Here is a 15,483-nt window from a genome sequence, read left to right as displayed (position 1 = left end):
ATACACAGACTGTATGCGATTGCCAGAACCCTGGGGAAGCTGTGCTAAAGTCAGCGTCCTTTTCATCGACATTCGCGTGATATGACCGACTCCAGTCTCTCCGCAAGCCCATCGAGCTTGAAAATCTACTTCCGCCTGCTCGGCTATGTCCGGCCGTATATCAGCCTGTTCCTGATCAGCATCGTCGGTTTTCTGATTTTCGCTTCGACGCAGCCAATGCTGGGCTACATCCTCAAGTACTTCGTCGACGGTCTATCCAATCCTGAAGCGGCGCTGTTTCCAACCGTGCCCTACCTGCGCGACCTGCAACTGCTGCAGGCGGTGCCGTTGCTGATCATCCTGATCGCCGCGTGGCAGGGGTTGGGGTCGTACCTGGGCAATTACTTCCTGGCCAAGGTTTCCCTGGGCCTGGTCCATGACTTGCGGGTCCAGTTGTTCAACAACCTGCTGGTGTTGCCGAACCGGTATTTCGACAAGCATAACTCGGGGCACCTGATTTCACGTATCACCTTCAACGTGACCATGGTCACGGGGGCGGCAACAGATGCGATCAAGGTCGTAATTCGTGAAGGCATGACGGTGGTCTTCCTGTTTGCCTCGCTGTTGTACATGAACTGGCGCCTGACGCTGGTAATGGTCGCCATCCTGCCGCTGATTGCCATCATGGTGCGCACGGCCAGCAAGAAATTCCGCAAGCAAAGCAAGAAAATCCAGTTGGCCATGGGCGACGTGACGCACGTGGCGTCCGAAACGATCCAGGGCTATCGCGTGGTGCGCAGCTTCGGCGGTGAAAAATACGAAGAGAAACGCTTCTTCGACGCCAGCCAGGGCAATACCGACAAGCAATTGCGCATGACCCGCACCGGTGCCATCTATACGCCGCTGCTGCAACTGGTGATCTACACCGCCATGGCCGTGCTGATGTTCCTGGTGCTGTTCCTGCGTGGCGATGCGTCCGCCGGCGACATGGTGGCCTACATCACCCTGGCCGGCCTGCTGCCCAAGCCGATTCGCCAGCTGTCCGAAGTCAGCTCGACCATCCAGAAAGGTGTGGCCGGTGCTGAAAGTATCTTCGAGCAACTGGATGTCGAGCCTGAAGTCGATACCGGTACCGTCGAGCGTGATGTCGTCAGCGGCCGCCTGGACGTGCGCAACCTCAGCTTTACCTACCCTGACACCGAGCGTCAGGTGCTCAATGACATCAGTTTCTCGGTCGAGCCCGGGCAAATGGTGGCGCTGGTGGGGCGTTCGGGCAGCGGCAAGTCGACCCTGGCCAACCTGATTCCGCGTTTCTATCACCACGACAAGGGCGAAATCCTCATCGATGGCGTCGAGGTGGAACAGTACAAGCTGTTGAACCTGCGTCGGCATATCGCCCAGGTGACTCAGCACGTGACCCTGTTCAGCGACACGGTGGCCAACAACATCGCCTATGGCGACCTGGCCGGGGCACCCCGTGAAGACATCGAAAAAGCGGCCAAGGATGCCTACGCGATGGACTTCATCGCTCAATTGCCCGAAGGCCTGGACACCCAGGTCGGGGAAAACGGCGTGCTGTTGTCCGGTGGCCAGCGTCAGCGCCTGGCGATTGCCCGGGCGCTGTTGAAGAATGCCCCGCTGCTGATTCTCGACGAGGCGACTTCGGCACTCGACACCGAGTCCGAGCGGCATATCCAGGCCGCCCTGGATCAGGTCATGAAAGGTCGCACCACGCTGGTGATCGCTCATCGCTTGTCGACCATCGAGAAGGCCGACCTGATCCTGGTCATGGATCAGGGGAAAATCGTCGAGCGCGGCACCCACGAGCAACTGCTGGCGCAAAACGGCTACTACTCGCGCCTCAACGCGATGGGCCTCGACGCCCCGGCCGAAGACATCGCCTGACCCCGAAAGGGCGAGCCTGGCTCGCCCTTTCGTGCCGGTGCCGTCGCCTGGCGGGTCTTCTGCTCAAAAAATGAGCAAAAATACCCGGCAAATCATCCCGTTGCAGCCACCGCACAAGCCGACGCCAACCCTGTGTTAATATCGCGCCCCTGTTCATTCTGTATGTGGGTTGCACCATGAAGTTGTCCATGCCGCGATTCGATCAAGCCCCTGTCTTGGTGGTCGGCGATGTCATGCTCGACCGTTACTGGCATGGTGGTACCTCACGGATTTCCCCTGAGGCGCCGGTGCCGGTGGTCAAGGTCGATCACATCGAGGACCGTCCGGGCGGCGCTGCCAACGTTGCCTTGAACATTGCCGCCCTGGGGGCTCCGGCCTCGCTGGTCGGTGTAACCGGCGACGATGAGGCCGCCAATAGCCTGGTCAACAGCCTCAAGGGCGCTGGCGTGCGCGCCATCTTCCAGCGCATTGCGCACCAGCCGACCATCGTCAAGCTGCGGGTCATGAGTCGTCACCAGCAACTGCTGCGTATCGATTTCGAAGAACCCTTCGCCACCGACGCGCTGGCCCTGGCCGCGCAGGTCGACGAGTTGCTCGAAGGCATCAAGGTGCTGGTGCTGTCCGACTACGGCAAAGGCGCATTGAAAAATCATCAGGCGCTGATCCAGGCCGCCCGGGCCCGCGGCATTCCGGTACTGGCCGATCCAAAGGGCAAGGACTTTTCGATCTACCGTGGCGCCAGCCTGATCACGCCGAACCTCAACGAATTCGAAACCATCGTCGGTGGTTGCGCCGATGAACACGAGCTGGTCAACAAGGGCGCGCAGCTGATGCACGACCTGGACCTCGGTGCCTTGCTGGTGACCCGTGGCGAACACGGCATGACCTTGCTGCGTCCGGATCATCCGGCGCTGCACCTGCCGGCCCGTGCCCGTGAAGTGTTCGACGTGACCGGTGCCGGCGATACAGTGATTTCCACCCTGGCAGCAGCGATTGCCGCGGGTGAAGAACTGCCTCACGCCGTGGCCCTGGCCAACCTGGCAGCCGGTATCGTGGTGGGCAAGCTCGGTACGGCGGCCATCAGTGCGCCGGAACTGCGTCGTGCGATCCAGCGTGCGGAAGGTTCCGAGCGCGGTGTGCTGGGTCTTGAGCAACTGTTGCTGGCGGTCGATGATGCCCGCGCGCACAACGAGCGGATCGTGTTCACCAACGGTTGCTTCGACATCCTGCATGCCGGCCACGTGACCTATCTGGAACAGGCGCGGGCCCAGGGCGATCGCCTGATTGTCGCGATCAACGACGACGCATCGGTCAGCCGCCTGAAAGGGCCGGGCCGTCCGATCAACAGTGTCGACCGACGCATGGCGGTGCTGGCCGGGTTGGGCGCGGTGGACTGGGTCATCAGTTTCCCGGAAGGCACCCCGGAAAACCTGCTGAGCGCGATCAAGCCGGATGTGCTGGTCAAGGGTGGCGACTACGGGATCGACCAGGTGGTCGGCGCGGACATCGTGACGGCCTACGGCGGTACCGTGAAAGTGCTGGGGCTGGTGGAAAACAGCTCGACCACGGCGATTGTCGAGAAGATCCGCAAGTCCGAATGAAGCCGTAAAAGATCGCAGCCTCTGTAGGAGCGAGCTTGCTCGCGATGGACGTGAACGATACCGCGTATTGACTGATTGAATGCGGTGCCGCTGAGTTCATCGCGAGCAAGCTCGCTCCTACAGGGGGCGGCGATCTTTTGCTTTAAGAGCTGACCTTCTTGCGCGGCACGATTTTCTTCAGCAGCAGCTTGGCTTTCCCGCGTAACCGCGCCAAGCCCGAATCCTTCCCCGGCGGGGTCAAACCCTGCTGCCTCACCCAGTCCTTCCAGCGAATTCGTTCATCGCGTACCAGCCAGCCTTCCTGTCGGGCAAAACTCTCGGCCAGGTACAGGCCGCGGGTGCTGGCCGGGTGCAGCTGATCCTTTTTCAGGGTGTAGAGCTCAGCCATCGGGTGGCCGTCCTGCAAGGGCATCAAGTACAGGTCGGGGCGCTTGCGGTCGAGACGGGCGACGAGTTGATCGCCTTCGAGCCTTTCATCGACATGGAACAGACTCAGGGATTTGGCTTCCTTGGGAACGTCCAGGCGCAGGTCGTAAATCAGTTGCAGCGACGCCGTTGGCAAATGCACGTAAGCCCGCGGACGTTCCATCAGCGTCAGGTTGGCGCAACGCACCGGCCGCGCCGAGCCGGACAGTGGCGACAAGCGAAACGGCAGGGCTTCGCGGTAATGCAGGGCGGCCGAGTAGGGGGCCGGCAGCCAGGTGTCATTGAACCGGCCACCGAGCCAGCCCTCCGGGGTTTCCAGCAGGCATTCTTCGGCAATCTCCTGGATCGCCGTGTGCAGGGGGAGGTTCAGTTCGTGGGCCGGCACGTAACCGGAGATCAGCTTGAGCACCACGTCGCCACGGTCCTGCCGACGCTGACGCACCAGCACCCAGTAGTCGCGATTCTGCCAATGCAGGGTCAGGCGCACCGAGACCCCGAGATTGGCCAGTTCCAGGGCAAATCGTTCACTGTCGCCGACCGTGACCGGCCGACGACGTTGCAGGGTCTGGGAGAAATTCAGCGGCCTGCCGACGCTCTGGTAACTCAGGCCTTCGGGAGTCGCTTCGACGAATAACGGCAGGGTCTTGAAGTTGCTCGGGTTCTTTCTGATGAGCGTGCGCGACATGTCGGCTCCTGCTTAAGGCCGCGTGAGCGGCGTCAGTGGCTACGTAGGACCTGGGCAACGGTCGCGACATTGTGGGCGAGGTGCAGCGGATTGATGGTCCCGACAATAGCACTGGCAACACCCGGATGTTCAAACAGCAACTCGAAACTGGCGCGCACCGGGTCCACGCCCGGACTCAGGCATACGTGACCGCTGGCGAGGGCTTTCTTGACCAGAATGGCTTTGCCGTGTGCAGCAGCATAGTCAATGACGGCCTTCTCGTTTTGTTCGTTCAGATTGTAGGTGACCATCGCGCAGTCGCCTTGCTCCAGCGCCTTCAATCCGCCTTCGACGGTCTTGCCGGAAAACCCGAAGCCGCCAATCTTGCCTTCGGCCTTGAGTTCGGCGAGGGTTTCGTAAACTTCGCAGTCATTGAGGATCGCCAGGTCGTTGCCATCGGAGTGCACCAGCACCAGGTCGATGAAGTCCGTTTCCAGGCGTTGCAGGCTGCGCTCTACCGACATGCGCGTGTGTGCCGCGCTGAAGTCGTGACGGGACTGGCCATCGGCAAACTCTTCACCCACCTTGCTGACAATCACCCAATCCTGACGCTGACCGCGCAGCAACGGGCCGAGGCGTTCTTCGCTGCGGCCATAGGCCGGGGCCGTGTCGATCAGGTTGATGCCCAGGTCGCGGGCGAGCTTGAGCAGCATGCGCGCTTCATCGTCATCGGGAATCCGGAAGCCGCTGGGGTATTTCACACCTTGGTCGCGGCCCAGTTTCACCGTGCCCAGGCCCAGGGGTGAAACCAGCAGGCCGCTGCTGCCCAGGGGGCGATGCAAGTCATGCAGGGTCGGTTGACTCATGGCAGCAGTTGCTCCCAGGCCGGTACGCCCATCGGTGGCTTCGGCAGTACAGGCAGTGCTGCCGGGTGGCCTGGCTGGATACCGTCGCGGGTCAGGCTGGCGATGACCCGGTCAGCGAAGTCCGGCGCCAGGGCGAGTTTGGTTGGCCAGCCCACCAGCAGCCGGCCTTCTTCTGCGACAAACGCATTGTCGGGGCGGGTCAGGCCTGATTGCAGGGGTTCGGCGCGATCCACGCGCAGGGTGGCCCACTGCACCGTGCTCAGGTCGATCCACGGCAGCAACTGGCCGAGTTCTTTCTGTGCGGTGGCGATTTGCTCCGCAGGCTCACGGAGCACGCCTTCGCTTTCGGCGATGTCGCCACCCATGTACCAGACCCATTGACCGTCGGCGGCCGGGTGGGTGGTGACGGTCATGCGCGGTTTGGTGCCGCCGCCCAGGCAATGGGCGTACAGCGGTTTGAGGCTCGGCCCCTTGGCGATGATCATGTGCAGCGGTCGACGCTGCATCGCCGGCTCGCTGAGGCCCAATGCTTCGAGCAGTTGCGCCGTGCCCGCGCCGGCGCTCAAGACGATGCGCTGGGCGCGGATCTCGCGCTCATCGACGATCAGGCCGACCAGCTTGCCACCCTCCAGCAGCGGTTCGATCTTCTGCCCGGCGAGCAAGCCGTCACCGGCGAGGTCGGCGAGGCGCTGGATCAGGCTCGGCACATCGATCACCAGTTCCGCCAGGCGATAGACCTTGCCCTTGAATCGCTTGTCCTGCAGCGCGGGCGGCAATTGGTCGCCCTTGACCTGATCGACGCGACCGCGCACGGCCTTGCTGGCGAAGAAGCTGGTCAGGTTGCCGGCGAGGGTGCCAGGGGACCACAGGTAATGGGCTTCGGAGAGCAGGCGCACACCAGACAGGTCCAGCTCGCCGTCACCGGCCAGGGCTTCCCGCCAGCGGCGCGGCATGTCGGCGATGGCTTCCGAAGCGCCGGTCAGGGCACCGTGCAATGCGTACTTGGCGCCGCCGTGGATAATGCCCTGGGACTTCACGGTCTGCCCGCCGCCGAGGCTGGCGCTTTCCACCAGCACGGTCGAAAAACCCTGGCGGCGCAGGCGCGCGTTCAGCCAGAGGCCGGCGACACCAGCGCCGACAATCAGAACGTCGGTGGAAATAACGGATGGCATGCAGCGACCTCTGTGTTCAAGACGAGGGCGCAGTATACAGAGCTGAGACGGGAAAAAAGATCGCAGCCTTCGGCAGCTCCTACAGGCGCACGCATTCCCCTGTAGGAGCTGCCGAAGGCTGCGATCTTTTCTTTCAGTGCCCCGCGGTTTTGGAAAAGAGTTGTATCACTACAACACCCAGCACAATCAGCGCCATCCCCAGCATCGCCGGCACGTCCAGTTTCTGCCCGTAGATAAACAGCGCCGCGACGCTGACCATCACGATCCCCATGCCGGCCCATACGGCATACGCCACACCCACGGGAACGCTGCGCACTACCAGGGTCAGCATCCAGAAGGCAATGCCGTAGCCGAGGATGACCAGCACCAGTGGCAGCGGGGTGCTGAGGCCTTTGACGGCTTTCATCGAAACAGTGGCAATCACTTCGGCGCAGATGGCAATGGCCAGGTAGTAGTAAGCGGTCATGGGTCAATCCTCGTGTGAAGTGTTGCTCTCTGAGGTCGGCATTCTAGTGATTTGCCAGATGCGGTAAAGTCATTACCTATCTGTTAAAGAGATGGGTTGAGCCATGAGCATGCAGTGGAATCTGGAGCAACTGCGGTTGTTTGTCAGCGTAGCGGAGCAGCGCTCGTTTTCGGCCGTGGCGCGGGATCAGCGCAAGGCGCAGTCGGCGGTCAGCAGTGCGATAGCGTTGCTGGAGGATGACCTGGGCGTCAGCCTGTTCGACCGCAGCAGCGGCCGTCAGCCGAAGCTCACTGAAGCCGGTACCGCTTTGCTGGACGAGGCACGGGAAGTGTTGCGTCAGTGTGAACGACTCAATGGCCGGGCATTGGCGATGATGCGCGGCCAGGAGGCACGACTGCGCGTGGCCCAGGATGAGGCGATGCCTTATCAGCCGATCATCGAAAGCTTCGAGGCCCTGGCGGAAAAATTCCCCAGCCTTGAAGTGCAACTGACCAGTGCCGCCCAGGGCGATGTCGCGCGCAAGCTGGTGGAGCGGCGTGCAGACCTGGGGTTGCTGTTCTTTCACGATCAGATTCCCGAGGCGCTTGAGCGTCGCGTGCTGGGCAGCGTGGAAATGGTCACGGTGTGCGGCAAGGATCATCCGTTGGCGGGCAGAGGCACGGTGGACGGCCAGCAATTGGCGCAGCATCGGCAGTTGCTGATGTCCACGGAGTCGAGCATTTATCCCGGCAGTGATCCCGCCAGCCCGCAAGTCTGGCGCGCCGACAGTTTCTATGTAATGGCCGAATGGCTGGTGCGCGGCCTTGGCTGGGCGTGGCTGCCGCGCCACGTGGTGCAATACCCGACCTATCAGAACCAGATGGTCGAACTGGTCAGCGAATGGACCCCGCCGGCCCTGGTGGTGGAATTGGTATGGCGCCGGGACGAGCCCCTCGGTCCGGCCGCGCGCTGGCTCGCCGAACGTTTTGCCGTGCACTTGCAGACGATTGGCGAAAAAAGCCGATAAACTCCGCCGCCATGAATAGAACTCTCTACACCGCGCTGTTTTATCTGGGGCTGCCATTGGTAGCGATTCGGCTTTGGCTGCGCGCGCGCAAGGCGCCGGCGTATGCCAGGCGCATCGGCGAGCGCTTCTCCTACGGGATGCCGGCGATGAAACCGGGCGGCATCTGGGTGCATGCCGTGTCGGTGGGCGAAAGCATTGCTGCCGCGCCGATGATCCGCGCCTTGCTGGCGCGTTACCCGAATCTGCCGATCACCGTGACCTGCATGACGCCGACCGGTTCGGAACGCATCCTCGCCCTGTTTGCCAATGAGCCACGCATCCAGCACTGCTATCTGCCTTACGATTTGCCGTGCGCCGCCCGGCGCTTCCTCGATCGGGTCCGGCCAAAACTGGCAGTGATCATGGAAACCGAGCTGTGGCCCAACCATATCCATCAATGTGCCAAACGCGGGATTCCCGTAGCGCTGGCCAATGCGCGACTGTCCGAGCGTTCGGCCAGGGGCTATGGCCGCTTGCGCAAACTGACCCAGCCGATGCTGGCCGAGATGAGCCTGTTCGCGGTGCAGACCGAGGCCGAAGCCCAGCGCTTCCGTGATCTGGGCGCGCGGACGGAAACCGTCGAGGTCACCGGTTCGATCAAGTTCGACCTGACCATCGGCCCGCAACTGCTCGAGCGCGCCAGCCAGTTGCGCGGGCAATGGCAGGCGCTGGAGCGACCGGTGTGGATCGCGGCCAGTACCCATGACGGCGAAGACGAGGTCGTGCTGGCGGCTCATCGTCAGTTGCTGGCCAGTCACCCCGATGCATTGCTGATTCTGGTGCCGCGTCATCCGGAACGCTTCAATTCGGTGTACGGGCTGTGCCAGCAACAAGGGTTTGCCACCGTCCGGCGCTCCAGTGGCGAAGCGGTCAGTGCCGATACTTCCGTGTTGCTGGGCGACACCATGGGCGAGTTGCTGTTTCTCTACGCCCTGGCTGACAGTGCTTTCGTCGGCGGCAGCCTGGTGCCGAACGGCGGGCATAACCTGCTGGAGCCGGCGGCCCTCGCCAAACCGGTGCTGAGCGGGCCGCATCTTTTCAACTTCCTCGAAATCGCTGCGCAGTTGCGCAGTGCCGGGGCGTTGCAGGAAGTGGAGGATGCCGAAGGGCTGGCGGTGGCGGTGCAGCGGCTGTTCGAACTGCCGCGTGATGCACAGCGCATGGCAGAGGCCGGGTTGAAGGTGATGCGCGCCAACCAGGGGGCGTTGCAGCGCTTGCTGGATGGGTTGGGGCGGTTGATCGAGCGCTAAGACCGAGTCGTATTCATTCGCGAGCAGGCTCGCTCCCACACTCGAAACACTGTGGGAGCGAGCCTGCTCGCGAAGCTTTTGCTTTTATTGCTCCGGTCGCGCCTTCAACTGTTCCTCTGCCGCCTTGGCCAGGTCCGGTGGCAGGAAATCCTTGTCCGGGTTGTAGTTGGGATTGAGCCAGCGTGCGAGGTTTTGCAGGTCCCCCGGATTCAACGTGCCGGCCTGTTGCTTCAGGCGCAGGTTGTCGAGGATGTAGTCGTAGCGGGTGTTGTTGTAGTCGCGCACCGAGTTGTAGAGCGAGCGCTGCGCATCCAGCACGTCGACGATGTTTCGCGTCCCCACCTGATAGCCGATTTCAGTCGCTTCCACCGCACTCTGGTTGGAGATGATCGATTGCTTGCGCGCCTGTACCTGCTCGACATCGGTGTTCACCGCGCGGTGCAGGTCGCGGGTGTTTTCCACGATGCTGCGGCGCAGGGCTTCGCGTTGCTGCTCGGTCTGGTCCAGTTGTGCATACGACTGGCGCACCTGGGAGTTGATCAGGCCGCCGCTGTAGATCGGGATGTTCAGTTGCAGGCCGACGGTGGTTTGATCGACGTCGCCACCGTACGCCTGGGGCAGGTTGTTCGGGTTGCTGAAGCCCAGAGCATCGTTGTCGCCTTTCTCGTACTTGGCGATCGCATCAACGGTTGGCAAGTGCCCGGACTTGCGTTGCTTGAGGGTTTGTTCGGCGGCGCTGACGGCATAGTTGCTGGCCAACAGATTGAGGTTCTGCCTGCCCGCCGTTTCGACCCAGGCCTTGGCGTCGTTCGGCACTGGTGGCAGGATCGGCAGGTTATGGCTGATGCCCCAGATCGAGTTGTACTGACGGTTGGTCAGGGTGATCAATGCTTCAAAGGCGTCGTCCACCTGGCGCTGCGCAACGATGCGGTTGGCGCGTGCGGTGTCGTAGCTGGCCTGTGAGTTCAATACGTCGGTCTTGTCCGAGAGGCCGACATCGAAACGCTCGTTGGATTGATCGAGCTGGCGTTTGAACGCCGCTTCTTCGGCCTTGGTCGAGGCCAGGTTGTCCTGGGTGCGCAGCACGTTGAAATAGCTGTCGGCGGTTTGCAGGATCAGGTTCTGCTCGGTCGCCGAGAGTTGCAGGGCGGCCTGTTCGTTGACTTCCTTGGCGGCCTGGAACTGGAACCAGCGGTCTGCCCGGAACAGCGGCTGCGCCAAAGTGGCCTGGTAGGAATGAGCATCGCGGTTGGTCGTGCCCGAAGGTTGATCGAGCGAGGTACGCACCTCGGAAACATTCGCGCCGCCCGAGAGGTTCGGCAGCAGCCCGGCGCGGGCCTGGGGCACGACTTCCTTCTGCGCGCCGTATTGGGCGATGGCAGCCGCCAGATCGGCGTTGTTGTTGACGGCTTCCTGATAAACGCTGACAAGGTCCGTCTTGTTCGATAAGGGCGCATCTGCTGCCCAGGCCAATCCGTTGGACGCACAAGACACGGCAAGGGCCAGTGAGAGTTTGCGCAGCATAGACGATCCCTAGAATTGATATTACAAAGGTAATTTGAGCGCCAAGGCTAAGGCCCTGCTTCGACAGCGTCAATGCGCGGCTCAGCGTAGCGAGTGTAGTTGCGCATTGGGGTGGCAACAATCCTGATACTGCGTGTTAATACGCCATTCATCATGGTATTTGCCGGGGGGTTGGCGTTCTCTGCCAGTTGTGTCTAGACTGGCCGGGTTCTTGTCGGGGTGCCTTGCTATGAGGCTGAGATCGAATAATTTCGGATCCCGTTGAACCTGATCAGGTTAGCGCCTGCGTAGGGAACAAGATTTCTCGTCACCCGGCGAGTCCTCTTGTGCTTCGTCCGGGAAATTGTTCGACAATCGAACGCTCCCCGTGTGACGACGCACAGCACCAGTCCTGGTGCGTCCGTGCCTTTCAGGTTCTGCTCCGACAATCCACTGCCTGGATGCTGTCTGGAGAGCCCGTGATGACCATAAAAGCAAAAAACGCGATCAACCTCAGTGAGTCGGCCAAGGTCGATGAGCAGTCGGTTCAACCCTTTACCCGTTCGCAAAAAGTCTACGTCCAGGGCTCTCGTCCGGACATCCGCGTGCCGATGCGCGAAATCACCCTGGACGTGACGCCGACTGACTTCGGTGGCGAAATCAACGCCCCGGTGACTGTCTACGATACCTCGGGCCCTTACACCGATCCCAACGTGGTGATTGACGTGCGTAAAGGCCTGGGCGACGTGCGCTCGGCGTGGATCGACGACCGTGGCGACACCGAACGCCTGAGTGGCCTGAGCTCGAACTTCGGTCAGGAGCGCCTTGCCGATCCAGAGCTGACCAAACTGCGCTTTGCCCACGTGAACAACCCGCGCCGCGCCAAGGCCGGGGCCAACGTCAGCCAGATGCACTACGCGCGCAAAGGCATCATCACCGCCGAGATGGAATACGTCGCCATCCGCGAAAACATGAAGCTGCAAGAGGCCCGCGCCGCCGGCCTGTTGAAGCAACAGCACGCCGGCCACAGTTTCGGCGCGAGCATCCCGAAAGAAATCACCCCTGAATTCGTCCGCGAGGAAATCGCCCGCGGCCGCGCGATCATCCCGGCCAACATCAACCACACCGAACTGGAACCGATGATCATCGGCCGTAACTTCCTGGTGAAGATCAACGGCAACATCGGCAACAGCGCCCTGGGTTCGTCCATCGAAGAAGAAGTGGCGAAACTGACCTGGGGCATTCGCTGGGGTTCGGATACGGTCATGGACCTGTCCACCGGCAAGCACATCCACGAAACCCGTGAGTGGATCATCCGCAACTCGCCGGTGCCGATCGGTACGGTGCCGATCTACCAGGCGCTGGAGAAGGTCAACGGCGTGGCCGAAGACCTGACCTGGGAGCTGTTCCGCGACACGCTGATCGAACAGGCCGAGCAGGGCGTCGACTACTTCACCATCCACGCCGGCGTGTTGCTGCGCTACGTACCGATGACCGCCAAGCGCGTGACCGGCATCGTATCCCGTGGCGGCTCGATCATGGCCAAGTGGTGCCTGGCGCACCACAAAGAGAACTTCCTCTACACCCATTTCGACGAAATCTGCGAAATCATGAAGGCCTACGACGTCAGCTTCTCGCTGGGCGATGGCCTGCGTCCGGGCTCGATTGCCGACGCCAACGACGAAGCGCAGTTCGGCGAACTGGAAACCCTCGGCGAGCTGACCAAGATTGCCTGGAAACACGACGTGCAGTGCATGATCGAAGGTCCGGGGCACGTGCCGATGCAGTTGATCAAGGAGAACATGGACAAGCAACTGGAGTGCTGCGACGAGGCGCCGTTCTACACCCTCGGCCCGCTGACCACCGACATCGCGCCGGGCTACGACCACATCACCTCGGGCATCGGTGCGGCAATGATCGGCTGGTTCGGTTGCGCCATGCTCTGCTACGTCACGCCGAAGGAACACCTGGGCCTGCCGAACAAGGATGACGTGAAGACCGGCATCATCACCTACAAGATCGCCGCGCACGCCGCCGATCTGGCGAAGGGGCATCCGGGTGCACAGATCCGCGACAATGCCTTGAGCAAGGCGCGTTTCGAGTTCCGCTGGGAAGACCAGTTCAACCTGGGCCTCGATCCGGACACCGCGCGTTCGTATCACGATGAGACCCTGCCGAAGGATTCGGCCAAGGTCGCGCACTTCTGCTCGATGTGCGGGCCGAAGTTCTGCTCGATGAAAATCACCCAGGAAGTCCGCGAGTATGCGGCCAACCAACGGATCGAAGCGGTCGACGTGGACGTCGCCCAAGGCATGGCCGAACAGGCCGAGCGCTTCAAGCAGGAAGGCAGTCAGCTGTACAAGAAGGTTTGATCTGACCCCCACCGTGGATTTGTGAACACGCCCTCCCTGTAGGAGCTGCCGCAGGCTGCGATCTTTTGACTTTGTCTTGAAGATCAAAAGATCGCAGCCTGCGGCAGCTCCTACAGTTCTGTGTGGGAGCCAGCCTGCTGGCGATTGATCAACACAACAACAAATGTCCCTCTGAGATAACCCCCTTGAGCATTCAACCCAGCACTTATTCACCCGACATCGCGGTGCCGACCGACAAACGTGTGTTCGGCGGTCGCGATCTGTTTTCCCTGTGGTTCTCCCTCGGCATCGGCCTGATGGTGTTGCAGACCGGTGCATTGCTCGCGCCGGGCCTGGGCCTGTCCGGTTCGTTGCTGGCGATTTTCCTTGGCACCCTGGTCGGCGTTCTGCTGCTGGCGGCAGTCGGGGTGATTGGCAGTGACACCGGCCTGTCGTCGATGGCCGCGCTCAAGCTCAGCCTCGGTACGAAAGGCGCGAGCCTGCCGGCGGTGCTGAACCTGCTGCAACTGATCGGTTGGGGTTCGTTCGAAATCATTGTCATGCGCGATGCCGCCAGCCTGTTGGGCGCGAAGGCCTTCAGCGAAGGCAGCCTGCTGTCCAATCCGGTGTTGTGGACCCTGTTCTTCGGCACCCTGGCGACCCTGTTGGCGGTCAGCGGTCCGCTGACTTTCGTTCGGCAGATCCTGCGCAAGTGGGGCATCTGGCTGCTCCTGGCCGCGTGCATCTGGCTGACCTGGAACCTGTTCGCCAAGGCTGACCTGACTGCGTTGTGGGCCCAGGCCGGGGACGGTTCGATGCCGTTTGCCGTGGGTTTCGACATCGCCATTGCCATGCCGCTCTCGTGGCTGCCGCTGATCGCCGACTACTCGCGGTTCGGCAAGCGGGCGAAAAACGTCTTCGGTGGCACCGCCATCGGATTCTTCATCGGTAACTTCTGGCTGATGAGCCTGGGCGTGGCCTACACCCTGGCGTTCGCGCCGAGCGGTGAAGTCAATGCCTTGCTGCTGGCGCTGGCCGGTGCCGGCTTGGGGATTCCGCTGCTGCTGATTCTTCTGGATGAATCGGAAAACGCCTTTGCCGATATTCACTCGGCGGCGGTGTCCAGCGGGATTCTGTTGCGTGCCAAAGTCGAGCATCTGGCCCTGGCCATCGGAGTCATCTGCACGCTGATTGCCCTGTTGGCGCCATTGGCCCAGTACCAGAACTTCCTGCTGCTGATCGGTTCGGTGTTTGCGCCATTGTTCGGCGTGGTGCTGGTGGACCACTTCATCCTGCGCAAGCGCAGTGGCCAGGTGGCTTCAGCCGCTTTGCGCTGGCCGGCGCTGCTGGCCTGGCTGGGCGGGATCAGCACTTACCATCTGCTCGCCAACCTGTATCCGGACGTGGGTGCAACCCTGCCGGCGCTGGTCCTGGCAGGGTTGCTGCAGCTGGTGCTGGGCCGGGCCTTCAGTTACGGCCGGGAAACAGCTCGGGCTTGATGATGCCGTTCAGGCGAGGGTAGGGGATCTTCAGTTCGACATGGCCCAGCGCGTAAGGCGCAATGGTGCTGGTTTCGTACTTGAGGATCACCCCGCCGTAGGTCAGCGCCACGTTCTGGGTTTTCTGGAACGGCCAGCTCTTCACGAACTCCGGTTCCTGATCGAGCTTGGTGCTGATCAGCCAGCTGTTGTGCGCCACTTGCGCGGCTTTCCAGAACGCGTCTTCCTGCCCCGGCACCAACATGTCGGACAACGTCAGCACTTTATGTTGCTGGCGCGAGTAGTTGATGAAACCCCGCCCCGGCGTGCCATGGGCGCCGCCGGTGTCCAGGTAGCTGGACAATTCGATGATCACCAAGCCGTCATGCTGCTCACGTACCTTTGCTTGCAGATAGCTGCTGTTGCGCGGGCCGGCGGTGCGCAAAAACTCTTCGCGATAGGCCGCCAGGGTCGGGGCGACCGGCGCGTCGGGCGAGGTGCGGGTCATTTGCAGCAGCCGTTTTTCGATGATGCCGTCCAGTGCAGGCTCGTCCGGAAAGTGCAGGGTGTCGATGTTGACCAGCGGGCATTCCGGGTTGCTGCAGCCGGGCTTGAGTTGCTCGGAAGCGTCGCGGGTGGTTTCCAGCGGCGTCCGGTAGTTGGGCTGGAACAGGCTCGCGCAAGCGCCCAGGGTCAGGGCGATGGCGGCCACGGAGGCGATTTTGAAAAGCGACATGGGCGTCCTTTCTGAAACAGGGGAAGGCAAAAAGTTACCGG

12 protein-coding genes and 1 riboswitch are annotated in these 15,483 nt (G+C 61.9%); of the genes, 6 read left to right on the top strand and 6 right to left on the bottom strand.

What is annotated here, in order from left to right:
- Positions 1-81 precede the first annotated feature (81 nt).
- Together msbA and hldE are read left to right on the top strand one after the other, a co-directional pair.
- Positions 82-1,884: a lipid A export permease/ATP-binding protein MsbA gene (gene msbA / locus AC3WJW_RS04595; protein ID WP_218483216.1), complete on the top strand. Its 1,803-nt coding sequence runs from the start codon at positions 82-84 to the stop codon at positions 1,882-1,884.
- 176 nt (positions 1,885-2,060) lie between these two features.
- Positions 2,061-3,485 carry a bifunctional D-glycero-beta-D-manno-heptose-7-phosphate kinase/D-glycero-beta-D-manno-heptose 1-phosphate adenylyltransferase HldE gene (hldE, locus tag AC3WJW_RS04590; RefSeq protein WP_218475980.1) on the top strand — a complete coding sequence of 475 codons (1,425 nt, stop codon included), beginning with the start codon at positions 2,061-2,063 and terminating at the stop codon, positions 3,483-3,485.
- Between the two features lie 142 nt (positions 3,486-3,627).
- Here hldE and AC3WJW_RS04585 read toward each other — a convergent pair whose 3' ends face one another.
- From AC3WJW_RS04585 to AC3WJW_RS04570, 4 genes are all read right to left on the bottom strand, one after another.
- Positions 3,628-4,596, bottom strand: coding sequence for a hypothetical protein (locus AC3WJW_RS04585; RefSeq protein WP_007977441.1), 969 nt, complete (start codon positions 4,594-4,596; stop codon positions 3,628-3,630).
- Positions 4,597-4,628: 32 nt separating this feature from the next.
- Complete coding sequence (locus tag AC3WJW_RS04580; protein WP_007977442.1) at positions 4,629-5,441, bottom strand: aldo/keto reductase; 813 nt, start codon at positions 5,439-5,441, stop codon at positions 4,629-4,631.
- Positions 5,438-6,613 (bottom strand): NAD(P)/FAD-dependent oxidoreductase, encoded by a 1,176-nt coding sequence (locus tag AC3WJW_RS04575; protein WP_493725266.1) that lies wholly within the window; start codon positions 6,611-6,613, stop codon positions 5,438-5,440. Before AC3WJW_RS04575 ends, AC3WJW_RS04580 begins: the two co-directional genes overlap by 4 nt.
- Before the next feature lie 133 nt (positions 6,614-6,746).
- Positions 6,747-7,079: a DMT family transporter gene (locus AC3WJW_RS04570; protein ID WP_007977444.1), complete on the bottom strand. Its 333-nt coding sequence runs from the start codon at positions 7,077-7,079 to the stop codon at positions 6,747-6,749.
- Between the two features lie 103 nt (positions 7,080-7,182).
- Here AC3WJW_RS04570 and AC3WJW_RS04565 point away from each other — a divergent pair, with 103 nt between their 5' ends.
- A complete protein-coding gene (locus AC3WJW_RS04565) occupies positions 7,183-8,085 on the top strand; it encodes a LysR family transcriptional regulator (protein ID WP_493725265.1) in 903 nt (300 codons plus the stop codon).
- An 11-nt stretch (positions 8,086-8,096) separates the two neighbouring features.
- The gene (gene waaA / locus AC3WJW_RS04560; RefSeq protein WP_493725264.1) at positions 8,097-9,374 is read left to right on the top strand and encodes a lipid IV(A) 3-deoxy-D-manno-octulosonic acid transferase; all 1,278 of its coding nucleotides are present in this window, start codon (positions 8,097-8,099) and stop codon (positions 9,372-9,374) included.
- Between the two features lie 84 nt (positions 9,375-9,458).
- On the opposite strand, the gene AC3WJW_RS04555 is transcribed toward waaA, so the two are convergent.
- Entirely contained in the window at positions 9,459-10,898 is a 1,440-nt protein-coding gene (locus AC3WJW_RS04555; protein ID WP_095964678.1) for a TolC family outer membrane protein, read from the bottom strand.
- 205 nt (positions 10,899-11,103) lie between these two features.
- Positions 11,104-11,209: riboswitch (TPP riboswitch) on the top strand.
- Positions 11,210-11,359: 150 nt separating this feature from the next.
- Here AC3WJW_RS04555 and thiC point away from each other — a divergent pair.
- Positions 11,360-13,249, top strand: a complete 1,890-nt coding sequence (gene thiC / locus AC3WJW_RS04550) for a phosphomethylpyrimidine synthase ThiC (protein ID WP_007977453.1) — start codon at positions 11,360-11,362, stop codon at positions 13,247-13,249.
- A gap of 185 nt (positions 13,250-13,434) precedes the next feature.
- Positions 13,435-14,727 carry a putative hydroxymethylpyrimidine transporter CytX gene (cytX, locus tag AC3WJW_RS04545; protein WP_493725263.1) on the top strand — a complete coding sequence of 431 codons (1,293 nt, stop codon included), beginning with the start codon at positions 13,435-13,437 and terminating at the stop codon, positions 14,725-14,727.
- Here cytX and AC3WJW_RS04540 read toward each other — a convergent pair.
- A complete protein-coding gene (locus tag AC3WJW_RS04540; protein WP_104451577.1) occupies positions 14,696-15,442 on the bottom strand; it encodes an RsiV family protein in 747 nt (248 codons plus the stop codon). The two genes, cytX and AC3WJW_RS04540, sit on opposite strands and share 32 nt — an antisense overlap.
- Between the last annotated feature and the right edge of the window lie 41 nt (positions 15,443-15,483).

It is taken from the genome of Pseudomonas sp. GW821-FHT07G06 (genome assembly GCF_058986625.1).
Note: the sequence above shows the minus strand (reverse complement) of the source record. Positions and strands in the feature narration are given on the sequence as shown.